Genomic DNA, 22667 nt, shown 5'->3' with positions numbered 1-22667 from the left:
CGCCGTCAGTCGCGCCGGGCCAGCTCGCGCAGCACCGCGCTGGTGGCCGTCCAGTCCATGCACTTGTCGGTGACCGACTGCCCGTAGGTCAGCGGACGCGCCTCGGGCGCTTGCGCACCGGCGACGAGAAAGCTCTCCAACATCACGCCGCTGACCGGCAGGCCGTCGCGGACCAGCTGTGCCACCTCGGCGGCCACCCCGGCCTGACGCACGTGGTCCTTCCCGGAGTTCGCGTGGCTGCAGTCGATCACCACGCGGCCGGGCAGTCCGGCGGCGGTCAGCTTGGCGACCGTCGCGCGCACCGACTCCGCATCGGAGTTCGGTCCCCCGGTGCCGCCGCGCAGGATCACGTGGCAGTCGTCGTTGCCCTCGGTGCTCACCAGCGCACCGCGGCCGAGGTCGTCCATGCCGAAGAAGACATGCTGGGCGGCAGCGGCTTTCACGCCGTCCACGGCGACCTGGATGTTGCCGTCGGTGCCGTTCTTGAACCCGACCGGCATCGACAGCCCGGACGCCAGCTGGCGGTGCACCTGCGACTCGGTGGTGCGGGCACCGATCGCGCCCCACGCCACGGCGTCGGCGATGTACTGCGGGCTGGTCGGCTCCAGGAACTCGCAACCGACCGGCAGGCCGATGTCGATGATGTCGAGCAGCAGTTGCCGGGCGGTCCGGAGACCCCGCGCGACGTCGAAGGTGCCGTCCATCCCGGGGTCGTTGATGAGCCCCTTCCACCCGGTGGTGGTGCGTGGCTTCTCGAAGTAGACCCGCATCACGATCTTGAGCCGACCGTCGAGCTCACCGGCGACCTCGGCGAGCCGGGCCGCGTAGTCCAGCGCAGCGGCGGGGTCGTGCACCGAGCACGGGCCCACCACGACCAGCAGCCGGTCGTCGCGTCCGGCCAGGATGTCGGCGATCTCCTCGCGGTCCCGGGCCACCCGTTCGGCGCGGCGGGCACCGAGCGGGAACTCGGCGAGCACGTCGTGCGGGCTGGGGATCTCGCTGAACCTGCGGATGCGCCGGTCCGACGTCGCGGGTGCGGTCACGGTCTGGGCGGAAGCCATTGTGTTGGTGCCTTTCTTGGTTCGGGCACCGAGGGTGAAAATGTCCGGCGCCCTTTAATGACGAAAGGCAGCGACCGAGTGGTCACTGCCTGGGCTCCGGGAGGATGCGTGCTTAGTGCCGCGCTTTATCGGCTCCGCCCGGAGCCTCGATAAAGCGCCAGTAGCCGGCGCGCATACGGATGTTCACGTCGACGACCATACACCGGCCGCTGTGCCGTCGGCCACCGCCCCTGGGAGAACCGCACCCTGCCAGCGCGGCGGCGGCCGGATTACGTTGCGGAGATATGACCTCCACACATTCGATGACCAGGAATTTCACCCTCCTACTGGGCGCCGCCGTCGTCTCTGCGGGGTGCGCAGCCAGTCACGCCGCGCCGCCCGACGCACCCGGCAACGCCGACATCGTGCGCGACGGCCTCGCCCGCGGTGTCGGCGGAGCCGACACGTTCTACGCGTTGCTCGCCGAGGACGTGCGGTGGACGGTGGCCAGGGCGACGCCTCGGACCTACACCTCACGCCAGGAGTTCCTCGACGTTGCCGCCGCGCCGATCGTGGACCGGCTGACCGGACCCATCCAGGCCGAGGTGCACGAGATCCTCGCCGACGACGACCGCGTCATGGCGCGGTGGCGGGGCACCGCGACCGCGCGGGACGGTCACCCCTACGTCAACGAGTACAACTGGGTGATGACTCTGGAGGGCGGCCAGGTCACCGACGTCGTCGCCTATCTCGACTTGGTCGTGCTCGACGAACTGATCGAGCGGGTGCCCCTGCCGTCCTGACGTCCGGTTTGGCGGCCGGGTTCAGCGGCAAACCGGCACGGCATGAGCGCACCGTCCCATGATCCCGCCGAGGACCCCGACAACGAGGCCACTGAGCGTCAGCGCTGGCTGTCGGCGGTCACCGAAGACCCCCGCACCGGGACGCAACATCACGCCGCGGCCGAGGTGATCGCTCACCAACCGTGCGTGCCCCGGGAGCACATCTCTGCAGCCGAGGAGCTGGTCCAGATGGGACTGGCCTGGCGCAACGAACTCGACGGGGAGTTGTCCTACACGCCGATCGATCCGGCGGGCAAGCCGGCCTGAGTCCTTACGCGCTGCCACGACGGTTCACCCCACCGGATCGAGACCGAAGACCTGCACCGGTGCCGACTTCCCCTTCAGGGCGAAGAACCCGCGCTCGGTGAGTCCGGCCGGCCGGCCGGCCAGGGCGCCGACGCTGGTGCCGGTGAGAAGGATCGTGTCACCGGTCGTCTTGGTCAGCTGCTCGACGCGGGCTGCGACGTTGACCGTGTCGCCGATCAACGTGAACTCGAGTTTTCCGCCGCCGCCGATCGTGCCGGCGATGACCAGCCCGGTGTTGATCCCGACACCGATGCGCAACTCGTCGTCGAACCGCTCGCCCACCTGGCGATGGATCAAGACGGCGGCGCTCAGCGCTTTGTCGGCGTGGTTGGCCAGGTCGTTGGGGGCGCCGAAGATGGCCAACGCACCGTCGCCGAGGAACTTGTTGACGTGGCCACCGGCGTCCACGACCGCCGGGACCACGATCCCGAACAGGTCGTTGAGCCGTGCGACGGTGTCCTCGGCGGAGTTCACCTCGGCGAACGGGGTGAAATCCCGGATGTCGACGAACATCACCGTCACTTCCCGGCGCTCGCCGCTGAACACGTCGTCGCCCTGCTCCAGCAGTCGGGCCGCGAGATCGGGATCGACGTAGGTACCGAAGGCGGCGTGAAGACGCCGCCGCTCGGCCAGGCCCGCCTGCATTCGGTTGAACGACGCCGCCAGGGCACCGAGGTCGTCGTCCTGCACCACCGGCAGTCGTCGGCTGATGTCACCAACGGCGACGCGGCGGGTTCCCGCGGCGAGATCTCGAAGTGGCTGCAGCAGAGGGGAATACGCGGCCCACATGGAGGGCCCGACGACGAGCACCAGGACTCCGCCGATCACCAGGGCAAGGATGGGGCCGTGCCGGCCCATCTCGAACACCGCGCCCATGATCGCGCCGGCGACGGCGAACGCGAACCCCACGGCGAGCATGGCGGTGTTCGTCCACGTGGCGAACGCGGGCCGGGATTGCGGCAGGCCGTCACCGATGTCGGTGTCTGCGGCGATCGCCGCTCGCGCGGGCCGCAACGTCGCCTCGACGAAACTGTGCAGCGTGATCAGTTGACCGGCAGTCCCGGCGATGGCGCCGAGAAGGGCGTACTCGAGCAGCCTCGACCCGCGCGCTCCGGCGATCATCCCCAGCACCACGAACAGCGAGCCGATGCACACACCGGTGACGACCATCCCGCGCACGGTCAGCTTGCGGCCGTAGGTGTAGGTGGCACGCAGTGCGTCAGCGCGGTCGACGTCATCGCCTGCGGCCCAGCGTTGGATGAGACGGACCTCCTTGCCGTGCGGGAAGATCACCACATACAGGTAGACGAGTACGGCGGCGACGGTGACGGCGGCCGCCTCGAGGTAGCGGCCGGACCTCTCGAACGCGATGATCCCGACCGACCAGGCGAGATAGACGGGCAGTGCCAGAGGCAGCGTGATCGCCCAGCACGCCCACGCGTACCGGGGTCCGTACCGCTCCCAAGCCCACTGCCAGATGCGATCCATGGATCAACGAAACACCCGTGACGACGAATCGGAGGGGTTTCTCCGTCGCTCACCTCGGGGCGGACACGAAAACGCCCCCGGCCGGAACCGGGGGCGTTTTCGTGTCCGGTGTCAGCGACACCGGCGCCGTGGAACTAGATGCAGACGAATCCGCTGACGTTCCCGTACGGGCTGGTCGCGGTGATGCACGCGTCGACTCCCCGCACGTCGTTACCGGCCCACTTGGCGTGACGCGGGCCCTTGCCGGGATGCTTCCAGTCGTGGTGCGGCTTCTCGGCGAACCCGCCCCCCAGACCGACCGGTGCGGCACCTGCCGCGCCTGCTCCGACAAGGCCCGCAGCGCCCAGTCCGGCGGCCAGAACCGCTCCTGCAACAAGGTGATTCAGTTTCATGAATTCCTCTCTAGTGAGATTTCGAGCCTACCTAACAAACTCGCCGGGGCCACTCACCGGCCCGACACCCTCGACGAGAGACCCGACCCAAGTATGGCCGCGCCGTAAAGAACCCCTGCTCAGCCGGTACATTGATAGCCACGATCGCCGTTTCGAAACCCCAAGAACCAGGCCATAATTGACTGCCCCGAAAATGGCGACGATGGCCATTGCTACCCCCCGATCGGGTGGTCGCTGTACTCGGGATAGCTCGGCAGGCATCCGCGCGCACGCGCCAGCGGGGCCAGCACCGGACCGAGTCCCGATGCCGTCTCGATATGCGTGTGCTAACGACACCAACTGGAGGAAGCTGGGCATCTGCGTCCTCGGATCGACCTTTCCGTCTCTGGCGAGTCCGACCCGCCGGGTGCCATCTCGATTCTCACCTTCAGGAACGCACCGCCGTTGTCGCAGCGGTTTCGAGGAAGGTGAGCCGCTCTCCACTGAGCGGATGCTCGATCGTCTCGCCCACACGTGCCATGCCCGCCCCGCTGACTGCGCAATCAGATGATTGAAAAGTATCGACCACCCGTCGCGGGTTGTCACTTGTTGCCACGACAACGAAAACACTCTGGTCCCAACAGGACCGGGGTCTCGCGTAACTCAACGATCGAAGGTGCTGACGGCGGAGCCATGCCCGGCCCGCAGTGGCCAACCGAGACAAAACACCCCCGGTCGCAGCGACCGGGGGTGTTTTGCAGAGCTACGAACTAGTGGGCGTGCCCGTGGCCGTGGCCATGGCCGTGGCCGTCGTCCTCGGCCTCGACCGGCTTTTCGACGATCGCGGTCTCGGTGGTCAGGATCATGCGGGCCACCGACGCCGCGTTGACCACTGCCGAGCGCGTCACCTTCACCGGGTCGATGACGCCGTCGGCGATCAGGTCGCCGTACTCCAGCGTCGCGGCGTTGAAGCCGTGTCCGGCAGGCTGTTCGCCGACCTTGTTCACCACGACCGCTCCGTCGAGTCCGGCGTTGGTGGCGATCCAGTACAGCGGCGAGGACAGTGCGGCAGAGAACACGTCGACGCCGAGGGCCTCGTCACCGGACAGCTCCGAGCGGAGCTTCTCCAGCGACTTGCGGGCCTGCACCAGCGCGGCGCCGCCGCCGACGACGATGCCTTCCTCCACAGCGGCTTTCGCGGCTGCGACGGCGTCCTCGACGGCTTCCTTGCGCTTCTTCAGGTCGGTCTCGGTGGCCGCGCCGACCTTGATCACCGCAACGCCACCGGCGAGCTTGGCCAGTCGCTCTTCGAGCTTCTCGCGATCCCAGTCGGAGTCGGAAGCCTCAATCTCGGCGCGCAGCTGAGACTTGCGTCCCTCGATGGCCTCCTGAGTGCCACCGCCGTCGACGATGACCGTGCTGTCCTTGTCGACCACGACACGGCGGGCCGTGCCGAGCACGTCCAGACCCGCCTCGCGCAGCAGCAGGCCGACGTCGGGGTTGACGACCTGGCCGCCGGTGACGACCGCGAGGTCGTCCAGGAATGCCTTACGGCGGTCGCCGAAGAACGGCGCCTTGACCGCGACAGCCTTCAGCGTCTTGCGGATCGCGTTGACGACAAGCGTCGAAAGCGCCTCACCCTCAACGTCTTCAGCGACGATCAACAGCGGCTTACCTGCCTCGGCGACCTTCTCCAGCAGCGGCAGCAGGTCGGGCAGCGAGCTGATCTTCTCGCGGTGCAGCAGGATCAGTGCGTCTTCGAGCACCGCTTCCTGCAGGTCGAAATCGGTGACGAAGTAGGCCGACAGGAAGCCCTTGTCGAAGCCGACGCCCTCGGTGATCTCCAGCTCGGTGTCCATCGTCGAGGACTCTTCGACGGTGACGACGCCGTCGGTGCCGACCTTGGTCATGGCCTCGCCGACGAGTTCGCCGACCAGCTCGTCACGCGAGGACACCGTCGCGACCTGCGCGATGGACTTGGCGTCCTTGACCGGCGTCGCGGCGGCCAGCAGCGCCTCGGACACGGCATCGGCGGCCTTGGAGATGCCGAGGCCGAGCGAGATGGGGTTGGCGCCGGCAGCGACGTTGCGCAAACCTGCCTTGACCATGGCCTGAGCCAGCACGGTGGCGGTGGTGGTGCCGTCGCCGGCGACGTCGTTGGTCTTGGTGGCCACCGACTTGACCAGCTGTGCACCGAGGTTCTCGAAGGGATCCTCGAGGTCGATGTCGCGCGCGATCGTCACGCCGTCGTTGGTGACGGTCGGCCCGCCCCAGGACTTGGCGAGCACCACATGGCGGCCGCGCGGGCCGAGCGTCACCTTGACCGCGTCGGCGAGCTTGTCGACGCCGATCTCCATAGCGCGACGCGCGGTTTCGTTGAACTCAATCTGCTTACTCATGTATGTCTTTCCTAGGAACGGGTGAAACGCGCACCGCCCCGGACATCACCGGTAGATGCGGGACGTCCGGGGCGGAACACGATTCGTTTACTTGGAGACGACAGCCAGCACGTCGCGGGCCGAGAGGATCAGGTACTCCTCGCCGTTGTACTTGATCTCGGTGCCGCCGTACTTGCTGTAGATGACGACGTCGCCCTCCGACACGTCCAGGGGAATCCGCTTCTCGCCGTCCTCATCCCAGCGGCCGGGGCCAACTGCGACGACGGTGCCTTCCTGCGGCTTCTCCTTGGCGGTGTCGGGGATGACCAGACCGGAAGCGGTCGTGGTCTCGGCCTCGTTGGCCTGAACGAGGATCTTGTCCTCGAGTGGCTTGATGTTCACGCTCGCCACGATGGAGCCCCTTCACTGATGTAGGTGTATGTACTCAGCGGTCGTTCCCCTGCCTCGCGCCGTCGTCGCGGGTGTCGACACAAGGCTGAAGCGACTGCCGCCTAGCACTCTATACAGGAGAGTGCTAGCACTCAAGGTCGGGGCCTGTTTCTTCTGCCAGGGGCGAAACTCGCACACAGACGACGAGAGGCACCCCCGGGGGATAGGGGTGCCTCTCGCCGTGGATCGGTGGGTTACTTGACGTCGAGGTAGTAGACGCTGCCGGTGGTGGTGTTCTGGTAGGTGCGGTTGTTGAAGTCGTCGCGCACGGTGGAGCGGATGTCACCGCCCTTGTTGATGCCGACGATGCTGGCCTGGCTCAGCGGGGTGTCCGAGAGCCGGTTGACCACCACGCGGTGCCCCTGGGCTTCGAGCTGGCTGATGGTGGCATCGACATTCGAGCCGTTCGGTGCGGCGGCAGCCGGTGCGGCCAGTCCGAGGACTGCCGCGCCCAGGCCGGCGGCGAAAGCGGTGGCGATGGTGAGGTTCTTCATTGGTCTCAACTTCTTCCCTGGCGGTGATGACTTCGTGCTGCTCTGCTGCGTTCAACCCGTCCGGTCAGCGCAATGATCTCAATTGGCAGGAATTGAATGGTCGGCTGGCAGAAACCCACCACCGCAGACCGCACCCGGGTCGCGATAGTGCGTGAAATCACCTCTGGGAACGGGGTTTCGGCGCTCGACATCGGCTGCGCGGACAGCAGAACCGCAGCCGCCGAGATTGCCACTACGTCGCCCGAATGCCCGGAAACGCCTCCGGGGATGCAATTTCGGTGCTCGGTATGTGACAGGGCCACCCCCTTCTAAGGAGGTGGCCCTGTCACCCGGGAAGCTCTGTCGGGTTACTTGACGTCGACGTAGTAGATGCTGTTGCCGGTCTTGGTGTTCTGGTAGGTGCGGTCGTTGAAGTAGTCGCGGGTGGTCGAGCGGATGTCGCCACCCTTGTTGATCCCGACGACACTGGCTTCGCTCAGCGGAGCGTCCGAGAGCCGGTTGACGACCACGCGGTGGCCCTGGGCTTCGAGCTGGCTGATGGTGGCATCGGCGTTGGAGCCCGACGGTGCGGCAGCAGCCGGGGCAGCCAGTCCGAGGACTGCCGCACCCAGGCCGGCGGCGAACGCGGTGGCGATGGTGAGGTTCTTCATTGATCTCAACTTCTTCCCTGGCGGTGTATTGCTCTGTGCTTCTGATGGCTAGAACCGGCAGGTCAGCGCAATAATTTCAGCTGGCAGAAATTGGCCGCACCGGTGGCAGAAACCCGTCACTGCTGTCAGTACACCCCGATATACTCGAACACATGTTCGACAATTCGGGGGTCCCGGAGCCCGAGCAGCTGGCCGGGTTGTCGGCGGCGGAGTTGGTCGATGCCGCCCGGGCCAGTGCCCGCGCCGAGAACGCCGCATGCGCCCGGAAGTTGGCGGTGATGGCCGAACTGTTCATCCGCCGCACCGACCTGCCCGCCGGAGACCGCGAGCTGTGGTGGATCGACCCCGACGCCGCGGTCACCGCCGAACTGGGCTCCGCCCAGCACATCACCGCCGGCCTGGCTTCGGCTCAAGCCCACCGCGGTGTGGCATTACGGGACCGGCTGCCGAAGGTGTTCGCGCTGTTTCTGGCCGGCCAGATCAGCGAGATGCTGGTCCGGGCCATCGTCTGGCGCACCTACCTGATCACCGACCCGACGGTGATGGCTGCCGTCGATGCGGAGCTGGCCGCCGAGATCAGCGGCTGGGGAGCGAAGTCGGTGACCAAGACCGAGATCGAGATCGACGCGCTGGTGGCCCGCCACGACCGCGACGCGGTGCGCACCAAAAAAGAATCCGTCATCGAACCCGCAGTCCAGTTCGGCAGCCCCACCGATCCGCCCGGGTTCACCACCCTGTGGGCGCGACTGTTCGCCGGGGACGCCGCCATCGCCGAACAACTGATGGACCAGATGGCGTTCAGCGTGTGCGAAGACGACCCCCGCAGCCTCGACCACCGCCGCGCCGCGGCCATCACCGCCCGCCTGACCGGCAACACCACGCCCACCACCCTGGCCTGCGGCTGCGACAACACCACCTGCCCCGGCACCGACCACCCCCGACCGGTCCGCGACACCACCCTCTACATCCTCACCGACCCCACCCCCGACACCCCCGAGAACACCGCTGGCGCCGAGGAGACCCGCGGCGCCGAGGCCCCCGGCGCCAACAAGGAAAGCAAGAACGACGCCGGTTCGGACACCGACAACCGCGAGAGCGGCGGCGTCGACGAGGATGGCGCCGAAGAGCCTGACATCGAAGCGGCCGGCGGCGAAGAGCCTGCTACCCAGGAGGCGGCCCCCGCGCCGCGGACCAGGCCGGCCTATATCTTCGGGGCCGGGCTCACCCCGACCCGGCTGCTGGCCCAGATGTGCGAAGGCGCCCGGATCCGCCCGCTCATCCACCCCGGAATGTCCGGACCCGAACCGCGCTACACCCCGTCGCGGGCGCTGGCCGAGTTCATCCGCTGCCGAGACCTCACCTGCCGCTTCCCCGGCTGCGACGCCCCGGCCACCCTGGCCGACATCGACCACACCGTGCCCTACCCGCTCGGACCCACCCACGCCTCAAACCTCAAAGCCCTGTGCCGTTTTCACCACTTACTGAAAACGTTCTGGACCGGCGCCACCGGATGGCGCGACCGCCAATACCCCGACGGCACCGTCGTCTGGACCGCACCCACCGGCCACACCTACACCACCCACCCCGGCAGCCGCCTGCTGTTCCCCGCCCTCTGCACACCCACCGGCACGTTGTGGACCGGCGACCCACCCGAACAGGTGATCAGCGACCACCGCGGTGCCATGATGCCCCGACGTCGAAACACCCGCGCCCACAACCGGGCCCGATCGATCGAGGCCGAGCGTCGGCGCAATCGCAAGCAACGCGCACCAGACAGCGAGAGCACGCGAGCACACCCTGAACCACGCAGTCATACCCCGTGGGAATCAGCCACCGGATGGCGTGAACCCGACTACGGAGACGACCCTCCGCCGTTCTGACCGAGGCGGCCGAGGTCCATCATCAAGTGGTCGGAAACGTCCCCGACCATCTCCACATCGACTGTGCGCGAAGTGAAGCACCAGCCTTCCGCGTCGCGGGCGAACGTGTCGGCGTACCGCCCCACCACGATCGGCGCGAGCGCGACCACGTCGGTGCACTGCACTACACAGAACGTCGAGCGCGCGACGGCGGTGTCGCCATCGATGTCCACGATCGGATTCAACACCAGATGCCTTGTGCGCGGGGTGTTCCCGTGTTCGGGAAACCGGCGTGTGGTGGCGGCGAACAAGCCCGCGACAGCGTCGGCGCCCGCGACACCCATGAAGTGGCCCCGTCCGAGAAGCTCACCGACTCCGTCGAAGTCGCCTGCGTCGATCAACTCGGCGTAGCGGTACAACAGTTCGGTGATCGCCAGCTTGTCTGACAGACTCACGCCACCTGCCCCTGCACCACCGGCAGTCCCGGATCACTGGCCGCGTCCAACGGCGACGGCTCCGCCCCCGCGGCGATCAGGTGCGCCGCGAACGACGCGATCATCGCGCCGTTGTCGGTGCACAGCCGCGGCCGCGGGATCCGCAGAGTCATCCCGGCCTCCTCACACCGCTGCAGCGCCAGTTCGCGCAGCCGCGAGTTCGCCGCCACTCCCCCGGCGATCAGCAGCGTCGACACCCCGAGTTCCTTGGCCGCCCGCACCGCCTTCGCGGTCAGCACGTCAGCGACCGCCTCCTGGAACCCCGCCGCCACATCGGCCTGGGACGCCTCCGGATGCCGCTCGACATATCGCGCCACCGCCGTCTTGAGCCCAGAGAAGCTGAACGCGTACGGGTCGTCGCGCGGACCCGTCATCCCCCGCGGAAAGGTGATCGCAGCCGGATCGCCCTCGCGCGCAAGCTCATCAAGCACCCGGCCGCCCGGATACCCCAGCCCCAGCAGCCGGGCGATCTTGTCGTACGCCTCACCCGCCGCGTCGTCGACCGTGGCGCCCAACTCGACGATCGGTTCCCCTAGCGACCGCACATGCAGCAGATTCGTGTGCCCACCCGACACCAGCAGCCCGATGCTCTCCGGCAGCGGACCGTGGTCGTACACGTCTGCGGCCAGATGCCCGCCGAGGTGGTTGACCGCATAGAACGGCACCTGCCACGCCGCCGCGTACGCCTTGGCCGCGGCCACCCCCACCAGCAGCGCACCGGCCAACCCCGGCCCAATCGTTGCGGCGACCACGTCGGGCTTGGTCACCCCGGCCGTCTCCAACGCACGCCGCATCGTCGGCCCCAACGCCTCCAGGTGCGCACGTGAGGCGATCTCGGGCACCACACCGCCGAACCGGGCGTGCTCGTCGACGCTGGAGGCCACCTCGTCGGCCAGCAGCGTCACCGTCCCGTCGTCGCCGAGTTCGGCAATGCCGACGCCGGTCTCGTCGCACGAACTCTCGATGGCCAGGATGATCATGGCTTCTCCCGTTTCATGGTGTACGCATCCGCGCCGCTGACCCGGTAGTACCGTTTGCGCACACCGACTCTCACGAAGCCTTCGCTCTCGTAGAGCGCGATCGCCGCGGCGTTGTCGGTGCGCACCTCCAGGTAGATCGCCCCGTCGCCGGCATAGTCGATCAGCCGGGCGAGCATGCCCCGCCCGATGCCCTTGCCCTGATAGGCCGGATCCACCCCCACGGTGTGGATCTCGTACTCATAGGGCGTGAACCGGCCCAGGCGCGCGATGCCCGCATACCCGACCAGCTTGTCCTCCACCCGCGCCGCGACGTAGTGGTTGTGGTTGGCGGCCAGTTCGGCAACGAAAGCGCGCTCCGGCCACGGGTCGTCGCCGTCGAACAACTGGGCTTCCAGCTCCGCACACCGCGCGGCGTCCGCCGGCGTCAGCAGCCCGTACTCGACAGTCACCGCGACACCGCCTGCGACGGTTTGGCGTCCGGCCTGCGCAGGTACAGCGGCACCAACGGAGCGGGATCCGCGACCCAATCATCCACTGCGGCAACCAGACCCGCCGCCGTCGGATACACCGGAGCCAGCCGGGGCAGCGCGAACATCGCGGCGTGCTCCGGTGACCCTGCCACCGAGTCGGCCCCCGGAGGCACATCGGCGGCAGCGTTGACCGCAGGCCCGTCGAACCGTCGCCCATCGCGGTAACGCGCCCAGTACACCTCGCGGCGGCGGGCATCGGTGACGACCAGGACATCGCCGGACGTACCGACCGCGATCGCATCCAGGGTGCACACCCCGCGCACGGGGACACCGAGCGCATGCCCGAAGGCCGCCGCCGTCGCCATCCCGACCCGCAGACCGGTGAACGGACCGGGGCCACAACCCACCACCACGGCGTCGAGCTGATCGACCGTCACGCCCGCGATACGCAGCGCGTCAACGACGTTCGGTGTCAACCGCTCGGCGTGCGCCCTGGCGTCCACGGTGACCTGCTCGGCCAGCACCTCGACCTCGTCACCGTCCACCCGCACGACCCCGGCCGTCACCGCGGGGGTGGCCGTGTCGATCGCCAACACGAGTCTGCTCATGGCCTGCTCCACTGCCAGATCGCGGTCCGCGCATCGGTGTCGGCCGTCCGCTCCAGCCGGATGTCGAGGTGGCTGTCCGACAGCCTTTCGGCCAGGCCCTCGCCCCACTCGACGACCACCACGGCGTCGTCGAGATCGGTGTCGAGGTCCAGCGAATCCAGTTCGGCGAGCAGGTCGACCGACTCCTGGTCGAGCAGCCGGTACAGGTCGACGTGCACCATCGCCGGTGCGCCGTCGCGCCGCGCCGGGTGCACCCGGGCCAGCACGAACGTCGGCGACACCACCGGGCCCTCCACATCCAGGGCCTGCGCTATCCCCTTGGCCAGCACTGTCTTTCCCGCACCCAACGGCCCCGACAGCACGACGACGTCGCCGGCGCGCAGCTGTCGGCCCAGCCTGGCGCCCAGCGCAATCGTGTCGTCGACGCCGAGCAGTTCGATGTTGCCCGCGCGATCATCCATGGGACCGGATCCGCTCCTTCACCCGACGAGTCAGTGCCACCAGCTTCGACGGCGTGGCCCGCTCCACCAGACGCACCAGCGCGTCGTTGATGACCTCCGGCCGCTCCAACTGGACCAGATGCCCGGCGCCGCCGACGATCACGAGCTCGGACTTGCTCAGCGCCGACGCCATCTCCCTGGAGTACTCCACCGGCGTCAGCAGATCGCGATCACCGCACGCGATCAGCGTCGGCACCTTGCCCAGCGTCTCCAGCGCGGCGGTCTCGTCGTGCACCTCGAGCGCGTGCAGGAACTCCACCAGCGTGGTGACCGGGGTGTCGTGCATCATCCGCTCGGAGAACGCCACCACGCTGGGGCTGATCTTCTCGTCGCCGTAGGACGCCGCGCGCAGGATCGGCGCGATCACCTTCCGCGCGGCGCCTCGGCTGCGGTGCACCACCTTCGGTGCGTACCTCGCCGCGAAGCGCACCGCCTCCAGCGCCGGGTTGCGCAGGATCTCGCCCACCGGCGAGCGTGAAACCCCTTCGGCCGCAGACGCGATCAATGCGACGCCGACCACGCGCGTCGGATAACGCTGCGGGTACTGGCGGGCGTGCGAGAGCACGGTCATCCCGCCCATGGAATGTCCGACCAGCACCACGGGCCCCTTCGGCGCCATCACCGCCAGCACGCTCTCCAGATCCTGGCCGAGCTGTTCGACGGTGTAGGTCCGCGGCGGGGCCTCGCCGGACAGGCCGTGCCCACGCTGGTCGTAGAACACCATCCGAACCTGATCGCCCCACTGCTCGGTCAGGCGGTCACGCTGGAAGTGGAACGACCCCATCCGCAGCGAGAACCCGTGCGAGAACACCACGGTCAGCGGGGCGTCGGTGGGCCCCACCTCACGCACCGTCAGCGGAACCCCGTCCGGGGTGGTCACCACGCAGCCCCGGTCGGCGTCGAGGAGTTCGAAGTCCTCGTCCCGGTGCGGGTCCTCGGGTGTCACCCGGCGTCGGAGCGATCGCGCCACCGACACCCCGGCCGCGGACCCCACGGCGGCCACGCCTGCTGCGCCGGCGAGCCAACCCCGGCCCCGGCTCATCGCGGACCGCCCACATACGTGCGGCCGATCCGGCCCCGCGGGCTGGTCACCACCTCGTAGTTGATGGTGTCCAGCAGTTCCGCCCAGTCCTGCGCGGTCGGCTCACCGTCGGTGCCCGGCCCGAACAGGATCGCGTCGTCACCCTCCGCCACATCCACCCGGCCGGGACCGAGATCCACCACGAACTGGTCCATGCAGACCCGTCCCACATTCGGGTACCGGCGGCCGTTGATCGAGACCTCGAAGCGGTTACTCAGCGCGCGGAACACCCCGTCGGCATACCCGGCCGGGATCAGCGCCAGCGTGGTGTCCGCCAGCGCGGTCCAGGTGTGCCCGTAGGACACGGCGTCACCGGCGCGCACCGGCCGCACCTTCACCACCGGGCAGCGCACCGTCATCGCCGGGCGCAGCCCCATGTCCCCGCGCTCGGGGATCGGTGTCTGCCCGTACACCGCGATGCCCGGGCGCACCAGGTCGAACGCCAGGTCCGGGCGGGTCATCGTGGCAGGCGAATTGCTCAGGTGCACGACCTCGTACGCGACGCCGCGGGACCGCGCCGAGGCTGCCATCTCGGTCAGCCGACGCGCCTGCACGTCGTTGAACGGGTGATCGGGGGTGTCGCCGTGGGCCAGATGTGACATCAGCCCGCGCACCCGCACCGCGCCGTCGCTCTGCGCGCGGTGCAACGCGTCCACCACGGCCGGGTACTCGGCTTCCCCGACCCCGTTGCGGCTCAGCCCGGTGTCGACCTTGACCGTCACGTTCGCGGTGCGTCCGGTGCGCGCGACCGCGTCCAGGACGTCGTCGAGTTGGCGTCCCGAGGACACCGCCACGTCGACGTCGGCCAGCAGCGCGGGCGCGAAATCGGTGCCCGGCGGATGCAGCCAGGCCAGCACCCGGGCGGTGATCCCGTCACCGCGCAGCGCCAGCGCCTCCTGGAGGGTGGCGACACCCAGTTCGGCCGCCCCCGCGGCGAGCGCGGCCCGGGCCACCGCAGTGGCGCCGTGGCCGTACCCGTCGGCCTTGACGACAGCCATCACCGCCGCTGAACCGGCATGTTCGCGCAGCACAGCGACGTTGTTGGCGATCGCGTCCAGGTCGACGGTCGCGGTCGGCAGAGCCTGGGGCATTTTCTGAGTCATAGTCGGCGTGGTGGTCACTGCACGCGATTGTCCCAGGCGGGCGGTCAGTGGGCGAAATGCTGCTCATCGGAGAAGTCGCCGATGCCCACCTCGTCCAGCTTGCCGAGCACCTTCCGCAGGTCGTCGCGCAGCGCGCGGGCCAGGTTCGCCGAGAAGCCCTCACGGACCACCACCCGCAGCACCGCGACGTCGCTGGCGTTGTCGGGCATCGTGTAGGCGGGCACCTGCCAGCCGAAGCCGCGCAGCAGCGCCGAGATGTCGAACACGGTGAATTTGGTGCCCTCGACCAGCTTGAAGGCCACCACCGGGATCGCCGAGCCGTCGGAGATCACCTCGAAGACCGGCTGGCCGTCCGGGCCCGGCATCCCCTCCAGTTCGCGGGCCAGCCACTGCGCGGTGTCTGACAGGCTGCGCATCACCTGCGTGTACCCCTCGCGGCCCAGCCGCAGGAAGTTGTAGTACTGGCCGACCACCTGGTTGCCGGGCCGGGAGAAGTTCAGCGTGAACGTGGGCATGTCGCCGCCCAGGTAGTTGACCCGGAACACCAGTTCCTCGGGGAGATGCTCGGCGTTGCGCCACACCACGAAGCCGATGCCGGGGTAGGTCAGCCCGTACTTGTGGCCGCTGACGTTGATCGACGCCACCCGCGGCAGCCGGAAATCCCACACCACGTCCGGGTGCAGGAACGGCGCCACGAAGCCGCCGCTGGCCGCGTCGACGTGCACCGGAACGTCCAGACCCCGCTCGGCGGCCACGGTGTCGAGTGCGGCGCAGATCTCCCGGACGGGTTCGAACTCACCGGTGTAGGTGGTGCCCAGGATCCCGACCACCCCGATGGTGTTCTCGTCGACGGCGTCGACCACCTGCTCGGGGGTGATGACGTAGCGCCCCTTCTCCATCGGCAGATAGCGCGCCTCGACGTCGAAGTACCGGCAGAACTTCTCCCAGACCACCTGCACGTTGGAGCCCATCACCAGGTTCGGCGTGCGGGACTTCCAGTCCGCACCCGCCTTCTCCTGCTTGGCCCGCCAGCGCCACTTCATCGCCAGCCCGGCGAGCATGACCGCCTCGCTGGAGCCGACGGTGGACACCCCGATCGCGGTGGACGGGTCGTCGTCGCGCAGGTCCTCAGCGTGGAACAGGTCGGCGACCATGCACACGCAGCGCTGCTCGATCGCCGCGGTGACCGGGTATTCGTCCTTGTCGATCATGTTCTTGTCGAACGTCTCCGACATCAGCTGGTCGGCCTCGGGGTCCATCCAGGTGGTGACGAAGGTGGCGAGGTTCAGCCGTGAACTCCCGTCGAGCATCAGCTCGTCGTGGATGAACCGGTAGGTCTGTTCGGAGTCCATCGAGTCGTCGGGCAGCCGCAGGGCGGGCACCGGGGTGGTGGACATCCGGCCGGTGTAGGCGGGCATCAGCGACGAATGGCGGGAGACGTTGGGCATGGCTTCTTTCTAGAGGATGGAGCCCAGCGCTGTTCGCAGATGGGCCAGGATGCGCGACGACGACGTGGGCGCGGCGGCGGGTCCGGGGTCGCGGGCGGACAGGTTGGCGGCGCGGGCGTGCACGAATGCCGCGGCCGCGGCGGCCTCGTCGGCGGGTAGGCCCGCGGCCAGCAGCGCGCCGATGACACCGGAGAGCACGTCACCCGAGCCGGCCGTGGCGGCCCACGAATTCCCCGCGGCGTTGAGGTGCACCGGACCCCCAGGTGCCGCGACGACGGTGACGTTGCCCTTCAGCAGCACGGTGACGCCGAGCCGGTCGGCCAGCCTGCACGTGGCGCCGACCCGGTCGGCGCCCGGGGGTCCGCCGGCCAGGCGGGCGAACTCCCCGGCGTGCGGGGTCAGCACGGTGGGCGCGGCGCGGTCGGCGACGAGCTCGGGGTGCGCCGCCAGAATCGTCAGGCCGTCCGCGTCGACGATCACCGGCAGATCGCTCTCCAGCGCGAAGACCAGGGCCGCCGCGGCGCGCTCGTCGGTGCCGAAACCCGGGCCGACCACCCAGGCCTGCACCCGGCCCGCGGTCGTGTGGTCGGCGGTGGCGATCACCTCTGGCCAGTGCGAGACGACCTCCGCGGCGGCGGTTCCGGCGTAGCGGACCATCCCGGAGGTCGCGGCCACCGCGGCGCCGGTGCACAGGATCCCCGCACCCGGGTAGGTCGCCGAGCCGGCCATCACTCCGGTGACGCCCTGGCTGTACTTGTCGTCGTCGGGTCCCGGGACCGGCCAGCGGGCCGCGACGTCCTCGGCGTCGAACGCCCGCAGCGCGGTGGGGGCGAGGTCGAGCCCGATGTCGACGAGTTCGACCCGCCCGCAGTCCCCCAGCACGTGCACGGGTTTGAGACCTCCGAAGGTGACCGTCAGGGCCGGCCGGACGTGCGGGCCCTCGGCCGCACCGGTCTGCACGTCGACGCCGCTGGGCAGGTCGACCGCGACCACCGGGATCCCGGCGTCGGCGACGGCGTCGAACACCTCCGCCGCGCCTGGGCGCAGCGGCCCCGAGCCCGAGATGCCGACGACCCCGTCGATCACCAGATCCGTTGTGGTCGACACGGTTGCGACCACGCGCCCACCCGCACGCAGGAACGCCGCGAGCGCCTTCTTGTGGGCACGCTCGGGGTTGAGCAGCACCGCCGACGCGTGGGCGCCGCGGCGGCGCAGGAACGTCGCCGCCCACAGCGCGTCCCCGCCGTTGTCGCCCGAACCCACGACCGCGCACACCGACCTGCCTGCGACCGTGCCCAACTCGCGGGCGATCGCGGTCGCCAACCCGAACGCCGCCCGGCGCATCAGGGCGCCGTCGGGCAGCGAGGCCAGCAGCGGCGCTTCGGCCTGCCGGATGGCCTCGTCGCTGTAGAGGTACCGCATGAGGCCCACGGTACGTGGGTAACCGCACGCCATGAGCACGACGGACGAACTCCTCGAACTGGAGCATGCGGGCTGGAAGTCGCTGTGCGAGGGCACCGGCGACACGTTCTACGGCACCCTGATGACCGACGACGCGGTGATGGTGTTGGCCAACGGGATGGTGATGGACCGCGAGTCGGTCGCCGCGGCGCTGGGCCAGTCCCCGCCGTGGGCGCGGTACGAGATCACCGACGTCCAGTTGATCCCGATCAGCCCCGACACCGCGGCACTGGTCTACACGGGCACGGGCTGGCGCGCCGGCGACAGCGAACCGTTCGTCGGTGCGATGTCGTCGGTGTACCACCGCGACGGTGGCGACTGGAAGCTCGCGCTGTACCAGCAGTCGGCGAAGAGCTGACCGGTGTCCGGCGACTATTCGACGGTGACCGACTTCGCGAGGTTGCGCGGCTTGTCCACGTCGTAACCGCGGGCCTGGGCCACCCCCGCCGAGAACAGCTGCATCGGGATCGTCGACAGCAACGGCTGGAAAAGCGTTGACACCGCCGGGATCTCGATCAGGTGATCCGCGTAGGGCCGCACCGCGTCGTCACCCTCCTCGGCGATCACGATGGTGACGGCGCCGCGGGCCTGGATCTCCCGGATGTTCGACATCAGCTTGGAGTGCAGCATCGCCGCGTTCTTCGGTGACGGCATCACGACGAACACCGGCAGGCCGTCCTCGATCAGCGCGATCGGGCCGTGCTTGAGTTCGCCGGCGGCGAAGCCCTCGGCGTGCATGTACGCCAGTTCCTTGAGCTTCAACGCGCCTTCGAGCGCCACCGGATAGCCGACGTGGCGGCCCAGGAACAGCACCGTCTGCGACGCCGCGAACTTCTTGGCCAGTTGCACGACCGGCTCCGAGGTGTCGAGCACCCGCGAGATCAGGTCAGGCATCGCTTCCAGGGCGTGGTACTCGCGGGCCACCTCGTCGGGGTACTTGGTGCCGCGCGCCTGCGCGAGCGCCAGTCCGACAAGGTAATTCGCGGTGATCTGGGCCAGGAACGTCTTGGTCGACGCGACGCCGATCTCCGGTCCGGCACGGGTGTAGAGCACCGCGTCACACTCGCGGGGGATCTGGCTGCCGTTGGTGTTGCAGATCGCCAGCACCTTGGCCTTCTGCTCCTTGGCGTGCCGGACCGCTTCCAGCGTGTCGGCGGTCTCGCCGGACTGGGAGATCGCCACCACCAGGGTGTGGCTGTCCAGAACCGGGTCCCGATAACGGAATTCACTGGCGAGCTCGACCTCGACGGGGAGCCGGGTCCAGTGCTCGATCGCGTACTTGGCCAGCAGCCCGGAGTGGTAGGCCGTGCCGCAGGCCACCACGAAGACCTTGTCGATGTCGCGCAGCTCCTGGTCGGAGAGGCGCTGCTCGTCGAGCACGATGCGGTTGTCGGCGAAGTGCCCCAGCAGCGTGTCGGACACCGCGGCGGGCTGCTCGGCGATCTCCTTGAGCATGAAGTACTCGTAGCCGCCCTTCTCAGCGGCCGAGGTGTCCCAGTCGATGTGGAACTCGCGGTAGTCCTGGGTGTCGACGCCGTGGAAGTCCGTGATGCGGTAACCGTCAGCGGTGACGACGACGGCCTGGTCCTGCCCGAGCTCGACGGCCTCGCGGGTGTGCTCGATGAACGCCGCGACGTCGGAGCCGACGAACATCTCCCCGTCCCCGACGCCGAGCACCAGCGGCGTGGACCGGCGGGCGGCGACGATGGTGCCCGGGTCGTCGGCGTGCGCGAAGACCAGGGTGAAGTGCCCCTCCAGGCGCCGCAGCACCGCCAGCACCGAGGCCGGGAAGTCGCCGGCGTTCTCACCCTCGACGTATTCGCGGGCGACCAGGTGCACGGCGACCTCGCTGTCGGTGTCGCTGGCGAACTCGACCCCGGCGGCCTCCAGCTCACCGCGCAGCGGCGCGAAGTTCTCGATGATGCCGTTGTGCACGACGGCGACCCGTCCGGACGCATCCCGGTGCGGGTGCGCGTTGCGGTCGGTGGGCCTGCCGTGGGTGGCCCACCGGGTGTGTCCGAGGCCGGTCGACCCAATGAGGTGGTCCGGTCCGCTGTCGGCCAGCGCGGCCTCCAGGTTCGCCAGCCGCCCCGCCTTGCGGCGCACGGTCAGCCCGCCCTGGCCGTCGACCAGCGCGACACCGGCGGAGTCGTACCCTCGGTACTCCATGCGGCGTAGCGCGTCGACGACGATGCCGCAGGCAGAACGCTGCCCCACATAGCCGACGATTCCGCACATAGGGATCCAGGGTACGGCAGAAGACGCCCCTGACCGGGTTGGGATACGGTCATCGGGTGGCCAGCCCGAAGAAGCTCTTTGCCGCGTTGACTCGCCGTGGACCCCACAAGGTTCTGCGCGGTGACCTGGCCTTCGCCGGTCAACCGGGCATTGTGTACACCCCGGCGGAGGGCAAGAATCTGCCTGCTGTGGCGTTCGCCCACGACTGGATCACATCCGCAGGCCGGTACCACGGGACGCTGGAACACCTGGCCTCGTGGGGCATCGTCGCCGCGGCACCCGACACCGAGACCGGCCTGGCGCCGTCGGCGCTCAATTTGGCCTTCGACCTGGGCACGACGCTGGACATCATCTCCGGGGTGCGCCTCGGTCAGGGTGACATCAGCGTGCACCCGAACAAGCTGGGCCTGGCCGGCCACGGGTTCGGGGCGTCGGCGGTGGTGTTCGCCGCGGCCGGGCTCCCGGTCAAGCCGAAAGGGGTCGTCGCGGCGTACCCGACGGTCTCCAGTCCGCCCGCCGAGGCCCCCGCGGCGGGCCTGACGGTTCCGGGGCTGATCCTGACCGATCCCGGCGACCCGATGACGCTGCGCTCCAACGCGGTGGAAATGGCGCGGGCCTGGAAGTCCGCGACGTTGCGGGCCACCTCCAAAACCAAGTCGGGCGGACTCGTCGAAGGCCGGCGGCTGGCCACGGTGGTCGGACTGCCGGGCGCCGACAAGGGCACCCAGCGGATCGTGCGCGCGCTGATGACGGGCTTCCTCCTGCACACCCTGACCGGCGACAAGACCTACCGCGTCTTCGCCGACCCGGAGGCCGATCTGCCCAAGGCGCCCGTGATGGACCCCTTCTCCTCGGACCCGGCGGACCTGGAGAACAAGGTCGTCGCGCTGCTCAAACCGTAGCCCGGACTTCCCAACCAACCGGTTGGCTGTTATACCTGACGCATGCGGACCGGGATTTTCCTCAGCTACGCCGGTGGGTTTCTGGAAGCGGTCGACGAGGTCGTCGAGTGCGAGAAGCTCGGCGTCGACATCGCGCTGGTGGCCGAGGCGTACTCGTTCGACGCGATCAGCCAGCTCGGCTTCCTGGCCGCCAGAACGTCGCGGATCGAGCTGGGCACCGGCGTGGTGCCGATCTACACCCGCACCCCGGCGCTGATGGCGATGACCGCGGCGGGCCTGGACTACATCTCCGACGGGCGCTTCCGGCTCGGCCTGGGCACCTCGGGTCCGCAGGTGGTCGAGGGCTTCCACGGCATCCCGTTCGACGCCCCGCTCGGCCGGACCCGCGAGGTCGTCGAGATCTGCAGGCAGGTCTGGCGCCGCGAACGGCTCGCCTACGAGGGCAAGCACTACCAACTTCCGCTGCCCAGCGAAAAGGGCACCGGGCTCGGCAAGCCGCTGAAGCTCATCAATCATCCTGTCCGGGAGCGGATCCCGATCACCATCGCCGCCCTCGGACCCAAGAACGTCGAGCTGACCGCCGAGATCGCCGAGGGCTGGCAGCCGGTGTTCTTCCTTCCGGAGAAGGCCGATGAGGCGTGGGGCGACGCGCTGCGCGCGGGTGCGTCCCGGCGCGACCCCGCGTTGGGTCCCCTCGATGTGATGGTCAGCGCGACACTGGCCATCGGCGAGGACGTGGACGACCGGTTGTCCTGGGGCAAACCACAATTGGCGCTCTACATCGGCGGCATGGGCGCACGCGGGAAGAACTTCTACCACAACCTCGCCACCCGGTACGGCTTCGGCGAGGTGGCCGACCACATCCAGGACCTGTACCTGGCGGGCAAGAAGGCCGAGGCCATCGACGCGGTACCCGACGAGCTGGTCCGCAAGGTGTCGCTGGTCGGGCCCGCCGGATACGTCAAGGAGCGGCTGGCCGCATTCGCCGAGGCCGGCGTGACGACGCTGCTCGTCCACCCGATGGGAGTCGACGCCGCCGAGCGCGTGAAGTTCGTCGAGGAGTTACAGTCGCTCCTATGACGGAGCTGTCCGACGACGTCATCGCCTTCCTCAGCGAGGGCACCCGCACCGCCAAGGTGGGTTACCTCGCCGCGGACGGCAGACCGCTCGTCGCGCCCGTGTGGTTCATCGTCGACGGCGGCCAGATCGTCTTCAACACCGGCCGGGACACCGCGAAGGGTCGCGCGCTGGCGCGCGATCCGCGGATCGTGGTCTGCGTCGACGACGAGCGGCCGCCGTTCTCATTCGTACAAATCCAGGGCACGGCGGTCCTCGGGGAGGATCCCGCCGAGCTGCTGTCGACCGCGACCCGGATCGGCGGGCGCTACATGGGCCAGCACCGCGCCGAGGAGTTCGGCCGCCGCAACGGGGTGCCCGGCGAGCTGATCGTGCGGCTGGCCCCGACCAAGGTGATCGCCGCGTTCGACCTCGCTGACTGACGGCG

24 protein-coding genes are annotated in these 22667 nt (G+C 69.0%); 7 read left to right on the top strand and 17 right to left on the bottom strand.

Annotation, left to right across the window (positions count from 1 at the left end; genetic code table 11):
- Positions 1-5: 5 nt before the first annotated feature.
- A complete protein-coding gene (locus C6A87_RS06185; RefSeq protein ID WP_311116455.1) occupies positions 6-1061 on the bottom strand; it encodes a 3-deoxy-7-phosphoheptulonate synthase in 1056 nt (351 codons plus the stop codon).
- Positions 1062-1345: 284 nt separating this feature from the next.
- Here C6A87_RS06185 and C6A87_RS06180 point away from each other — a divergent pair, with 284 nt between their 5' ends.
- Both C6A87_RS06180 and C6A87_RS06175 read left to right on the top strand, forming a co-directional pair.
- On the top strand, positions 1346-1843 hold the full coding sequence (locus C6A87_RS06180; RefSeq protein WP_311116454.1) for a nuclear transport factor 2 family protein: 498 nt from the start codon (positions 1346-1348) through the stop codon (positions 1841-1843).
- Positions 1844-1885: 42 nt separating this feature from the next.
- Complete coding sequence (locus C6A87_RS06175) at positions 1886-2149, top strand: hypothetical protein (protein WP_311116453.1); 264 nt, start codon at positions 1886-1888, stop codon at positions 2147-2149.
- 24 nt (positions 2150-2173) lie between these two features.
- Here C6A87_RS06175 and C6A87_RS06170 read toward each other — a convergent pair whose 3' ends face one another.
- The 6 genes from C6A87_RS06170 to C6A87_RS06145 all read right to left on the bottom strand — a co-directional run bounded on the left by C6A87_RS06170 (position 2174) and on the right by C6A87_RS06145 (position 8019).
- Positions 2174-3676 (bottom strand): adenylate/guanylate cyclase domain-containing protein, encoded by a 1503-nt coding sequence (locus C6A87_RS06170; RefSeq protein ID WP_311116452.1) that lies wholly within the window; start codon positions 3674-3676, stop codon positions 2174-2176.
- A 134-nt stretch (positions 3677-3810) separates the two neighbouring features.
- Entirely contained in the window at positions 3811-4068 is a 258-nt protein-coding gene (locus tag C6A87_RS06165; protein WP_311116451.1) for a hypothetical protein, read from the bottom strand.
- A gap of 749 nt (positions 4069-4817) precedes the next feature.
- On the bottom strand, positions 4818-6446 hold the full coding sequence (groL, locus tag C6A87_RS06160; RefSeq protein ID WP_311116450.1) for a chaperonin GroEL: 1629 nt from the start codon (positions 6444-6446) through the stop codon (positions 4818-4820).
- 87 nt (positions 6447-6533) lie between these two features.
- Positions 6534-6836, bottom strand: a complete 303-nt coding sequence (gene groES / locus C6A87_RS06155) for a co-chaperone GroES (protein WP_003929249.1) — start codon at positions 6834-6836, stop codon at positions 6534-6536.
- Between the two features lie 233 nt (positions 6837-7069).
- Positions 7070-7369, bottom strand: a complete 300-nt coding sequence (locus tag C6A87_RS06150) for a hypothetical protein (protein WP_311116449.1) — start codon at positions 7367-7369, stop codon at positions 7070-7072.
- A gap of 347 nt (positions 7370-7716) precedes the next feature.
- Positions 7717-8019, bottom strand: coding sequence for a hypothetical protein (locus C6A87_RS06145; protein WP_311116448.1), 303 nt, complete (start codon positions 8017-8019; stop codon positions 7717-7719).
- A gap of 152 nt (positions 8020-8171) precedes the next feature.
- Here C6A87_RS06145 and C6A87_RS06140 point away from each other — a divergent pair, with 152 nt between their 5' ends.
- Positions 8172-9899: a DUF222 domain-containing protein gene (locus C6A87_RS06140; protein ID WP_311116447.1), complete on the top strand. Its 1728-nt coding sequence runs from the start codon at positions 8172-8174 to the stop codon at positions 9897-9899.
- Here C6A87_RS06140 and C6A87_RS06135 read toward each other — a convergent pair.
- The 9 genes from C6A87_RS06135 to C6A87_RS06095 are packed head-to-tail and all read right to left on the bottom strand — an operon-like array spanning position 9872 to position 17984.
- Positions 9872-10333, bottom strand: coding sequence for a nuclear transport factor 2 family protein (locus C6A87_RS06135; RefSeq protein WP_311116446.1), 462 nt, complete (start codon positions 10331-10333; stop codon positions 9872-9874). The genes C6A87_RS06140 and C6A87_RS06135 overlap by 28 nt on opposite strands.
- Positions 10330-11352: a tRNA (adenosine(37)-N6)-threonylcarbamoyltransferase complex transferase subunit TsaD gene (gene tsaD / locus C6A87_RS06130; protein WP_311116445.1), complete on the bottom strand. Its 1023-nt coding sequence runs from the start codon at positions 11350-11352 to the stop codon at positions 10330-10332. The genes C6A87_RS06135 and tsaD overlap by 4 nt, the downstream gene beginning before the upstream one ends.
- The gene (gene rimI / locus C6A87_RS06125; RefSeq protein ID WP_311116444.1) at positions 11349-11801 is read right to left on the bottom strand and encodes a ribosomal protein S18-alanine N-acetyltransferase; all 453 of its coding nucleotides are present in this window, start codon (positions 11799-11801) and stop codon (positions 11349-11351) included. Before rimI ends, tsaD begins: the two co-directional genes overlap by 4 nt.
- The gene (tsaB, locus tag C6A87_RS06120; protein ID WP_311116443.1) at positions 11798-12430 is read right to left on the bottom strand and encodes a tRNA (adenosine(37)-N6)-threonylcarbamoyltransferase complex dimerization subunit type 1 TsaB; all 633 of its coding nucleotides are present in this window, start codon (positions 12428-12430) and stop codon (positions 11798-11800) included. The genes rimI and tsaB overlap by 4 nt, the downstream gene beginning before the upstream one ends.
- The gene (gene tsaE / locus C6A87_RS06115; protein WP_311116442.1) at positions 12427-12891 is read right to left on the bottom strand and encodes a tRNA (adenosine(37)-N6)-threonylcarbamoyltransferase complex ATPase subunit type 1 TsaE; all 465 of its coding nucleotides are present in this window, start codon (positions 12889-12891) and stop codon (positions 12427-12429) included. The genes tsaB and tsaE overlap by 4 nt, the downstream gene beginning before the upstream one ends.
- Positions 12884-13972, bottom strand: a complete 1089-nt coding sequence (locus C6A87_RS06110) for an alpha/beta hydrolase (protein WP_311116441.1) — start codon at positions 13970-13972, stop codon at positions 12884-12886. The genes tsaE and C6A87_RS06110 overlap by 8 nt, the downstream gene beginning before the upstream one ends.
- The gene (alr, locus tag C6A87_RS06105) at positions 13969-15102 is read right to left on the bottom strand and encodes an alanine racemase (protein WP_311116440.1); all 1134 of its coding nucleotides are present in this window, start codon (positions 15100-15102) and stop codon (positions 13969-13971) included. The genes C6A87_RS06110 and alr overlap by 4 nt, the downstream gene beginning before the upstream one ends.
- Before the next feature lie 56 nt (positions 15103-15158).
- Positions 15159-16562 (bottom strand): glutamate decarboxylase, encoded by a 1404-nt coding sequence (locus C6A87_RS06100; protein WP_311116439.1) that lies wholly within the window; start codon positions 16560-16562, stop codon positions 15159-15161.
- Positions 16563-16571: 9 nt separating this feature from the next.
- Positions 16572-17984 (bottom strand): NAD(P)H-hydrate dehydratase, encoded by a 1413-nt coding sequence (locus tag C6A87_RS06095; protein WP_311116438.1) that lies wholly within the window; start codon positions 17982-17984, stop codon positions 16572-16574.
- Between the two features lie 31 nt (positions 17985-18015).
- Here C6A87_RS06095 and C6A87_RS06090 point away from each other — a divergent pair, with 31 nt between their 5' ends.
- On the top strand, positions 18016-18381 hold the full coding sequence (locus C6A87_RS06090) for a nuclear transport factor 2 family protein (protein ID WP_311116437.1): 366 nt from the start codon (positions 18016-18018) through the stop codon (positions 18379-18381).
- 14 nt (positions 18382-18395) lie between these two features.
- Here C6A87_RS06090 and glmS read toward each other — a convergent pair whose 3' ends face one another.
- Positions 18396-20261, bottom strand: a complete 1866-nt coding sequence (gene glmS, locus C6A87_RS06085) for a glutamine--fructose-6-phosphate transaminase (isomerizing) (RefSeq protein ID WP_311116436.1) — start codon at positions 20259-20261, stop codon at positions 18396-18398.
- Positions 20262-20317: 56 nt separating this feature from the next.
- On the opposite strand from glmS, the gene C6A87_RS06080 reads away from it, so the two are divergent.
- From C6A87_RS06080 to C6A87_RS06070, 3 genes are read left to right on the top strand one after another with little or no spacing between them, the layout of a single operon-like run.
- A complete protein-coding gene (locus C6A87_RS06080; RefSeq protein ID WP_311116435.1) occupies positions 20318-21163 on the top strand; it encodes a hypothetical protein in 846 nt (281 codons plus the stop codon).
- Positions 21164-21205: 42 nt separating this feature from the next.
- Positions 21206-22243: an LLM class F420-dependent oxidoreductase gene (locus C6A87_RS06075; RefSeq protein ID WP_311116434.1), complete on the top strand. Its 1038-nt coding sequence runs from the start codon at positions 21206-21208 to the stop codon at positions 22241-22243.
- Positions 22240-22662, top strand: coding sequence for a PPOX class F420-dependent oxidoreductase (locus tag C6A87_RS06070; protein ID WP_311116433.1), 423 nt, complete (start codon positions 22240-22242; stop codon positions 22660-22662). The genes C6A87_RS06075 and C6A87_RS06070 overlap by 4 nt, the downstream gene beginning before the upstream one ends.
- The last annotated feature ends 5 nt before the right edge of the window (positions 22663-22667 follow it).

This window comes from Mycobacterium sp. ITM-2016-00317 (assembly GCF_002968295.1).
GTDB lineage: Bacteria > Actinomycetota > Actinomycetes > Mycobacteriales > Mycobacteriaceae > Mycobacterium.
The sequence above is the reverse complement of the archived record's forward strand: the minus strand, read 5'-3'. Positions and strand labels throughout refer to the sequence as shown.

Excerpts from the sequence above, each read along its gene's own strand:
- C6A87_RS06185 (WP_311116455.1), bottom strand. The coding sequence starts at position 1,061 with ATGGCTTCCGCCCAGACCGTGACCGCACCCGCGACGTCGGACCGGCGC.
- C6A87_RS06180 (WP_311116454.1), top strand. The coding sequence starts at position 1,346 with ATGACCTCCACACATTCGATGACCAGGAATTTCACCCTCCTACTGGGC.
- C6A87_RS06175 (WP_311116453.1), top strand. The coding sequence starts at position 1,886 with ATGAGCGCACCGTCCCATGATCCCGCCGAGGACCCCGACAACGAGGCC.
- C6A87_RS06170 (WP_311116452.1), bottom strand. The coding sequence starts at position 3,676 with ATGGATCGCATCTGGCAGTGGGCTTGGGAGCGGTACGGACCCCGGTAC.
- C6A87_RS06165 (WP_311116451.1), bottom strand. The coding sequence starts at position 4,068 with ATGAAACTGAATCACCTTGTTGCAGGAGCGGTTCTGGCCGCCGGACTG.
- groL (WP_311116450.1), bottom strand. The coding sequence starts at position 6,446 with ATGAGTAAGCAGATTGAGTTCAACGAAACCGCGCGTCGCGCTATGGAG.
- C6A87_RS06150 (WP_311116449.1), bottom strand. The coding sequence starts at position 7,369 with ATGAAGAACCTCACCATCGCCACCGCTTTCGCCGCCGGCCTGGGCGCG.
- C6A87_RS06145 (WP_311116448.1), bottom strand. The coding sequence starts at position 8,019 with ATGAAGAACCTCACCATCGCCACCGCGTTCGCCGCCGGCCTGGGTGCG.
- C6A87_RS06140 (WP_311116447.1), top strand. The coding sequence starts at position 8,172 with ATGTTCGACAATTCGGGGGTCCCGGAGCCCGAGCAGCTGGCCGGGTTG.
- tsaD (WP_311116445.1), bottom strand. The coding sequence starts at position 11,352 with ATGATCATCCTGGCCATCGAGAGTTCGTGCGACGAGACCGGCGTCGGC.
- tsaB (WP_311116443.1), bottom strand. The coding sequence starts at position 12,430 with ATGAGCAGACTCGTGTTGGCGATCGACACGGCCACCCCCGCGGTGACG.
- tsaE (WP_311116442.1), bottom strand. The coding sequence starts at position 12,891 with ATGGATGATCGCGCGGGCAACATCGAACTGCTCGGCGTCGACGACACG.
- C6A87_RS06110 (WP_311116441.1), bottom strand. The coding sequence starts at position 13,972 with ATGAGCCGGGGCCGGGGTTGGCTCGCCGGCGCAGCAGGCGTGGCCGCC.
- alr (WP_311116440.1), bottom strand. The coding sequence starts at position 15,102 with ATGCCCCAGGCTCTGCCGACCGCGACCGTCGACCTGGACGCGATCGCC.
- C6A87_RS06100 (WP_311116439.1), bottom strand. The coding sequence starts at position 16,562 with ATGCCCAACGTCTCCCGCCATTCGTCGCTGATGCCCGCCTACACCGGC.
- C6A87_RS06095 (WP_311116438.1), bottom strand. The coding sequence starts at position 17,984 with ATGCGGTACCTCTACAGCGACGAGGCCATCCGGCAGGCCGAAGCGCCG.
- C6A87_RS06090 (WP_311116437.1), top strand. The coding sequence starts at position 18,016 with ATGAGCACGACGGACGAACTCCTCGAACTGGAGCATGCGGGCTGGAAG.
- glmS (WP_311116436.1), bottom strand. The coding sequence starts at position 20,261 with ATGTGCGGAATCGTCGGCTATGTGGGGCAGCGTTCTGCCTGCGGCATC.
- C6A87_RS06075 (WP_311116434.1), top strand. The coding sequence starts at position 21,206 with ATGCGGACCGGGATTTTCCTCAGCTACGCCGGTGGGTTTCTGGAAGCG.
- C6A87_RS06070 (WP_311116433.1), top strand. The coding sequence starts at position 22,240 with ATGACGGAGCTGTCCGACGACGTCATCGCCTTCCTCAGCGAGGGCACC.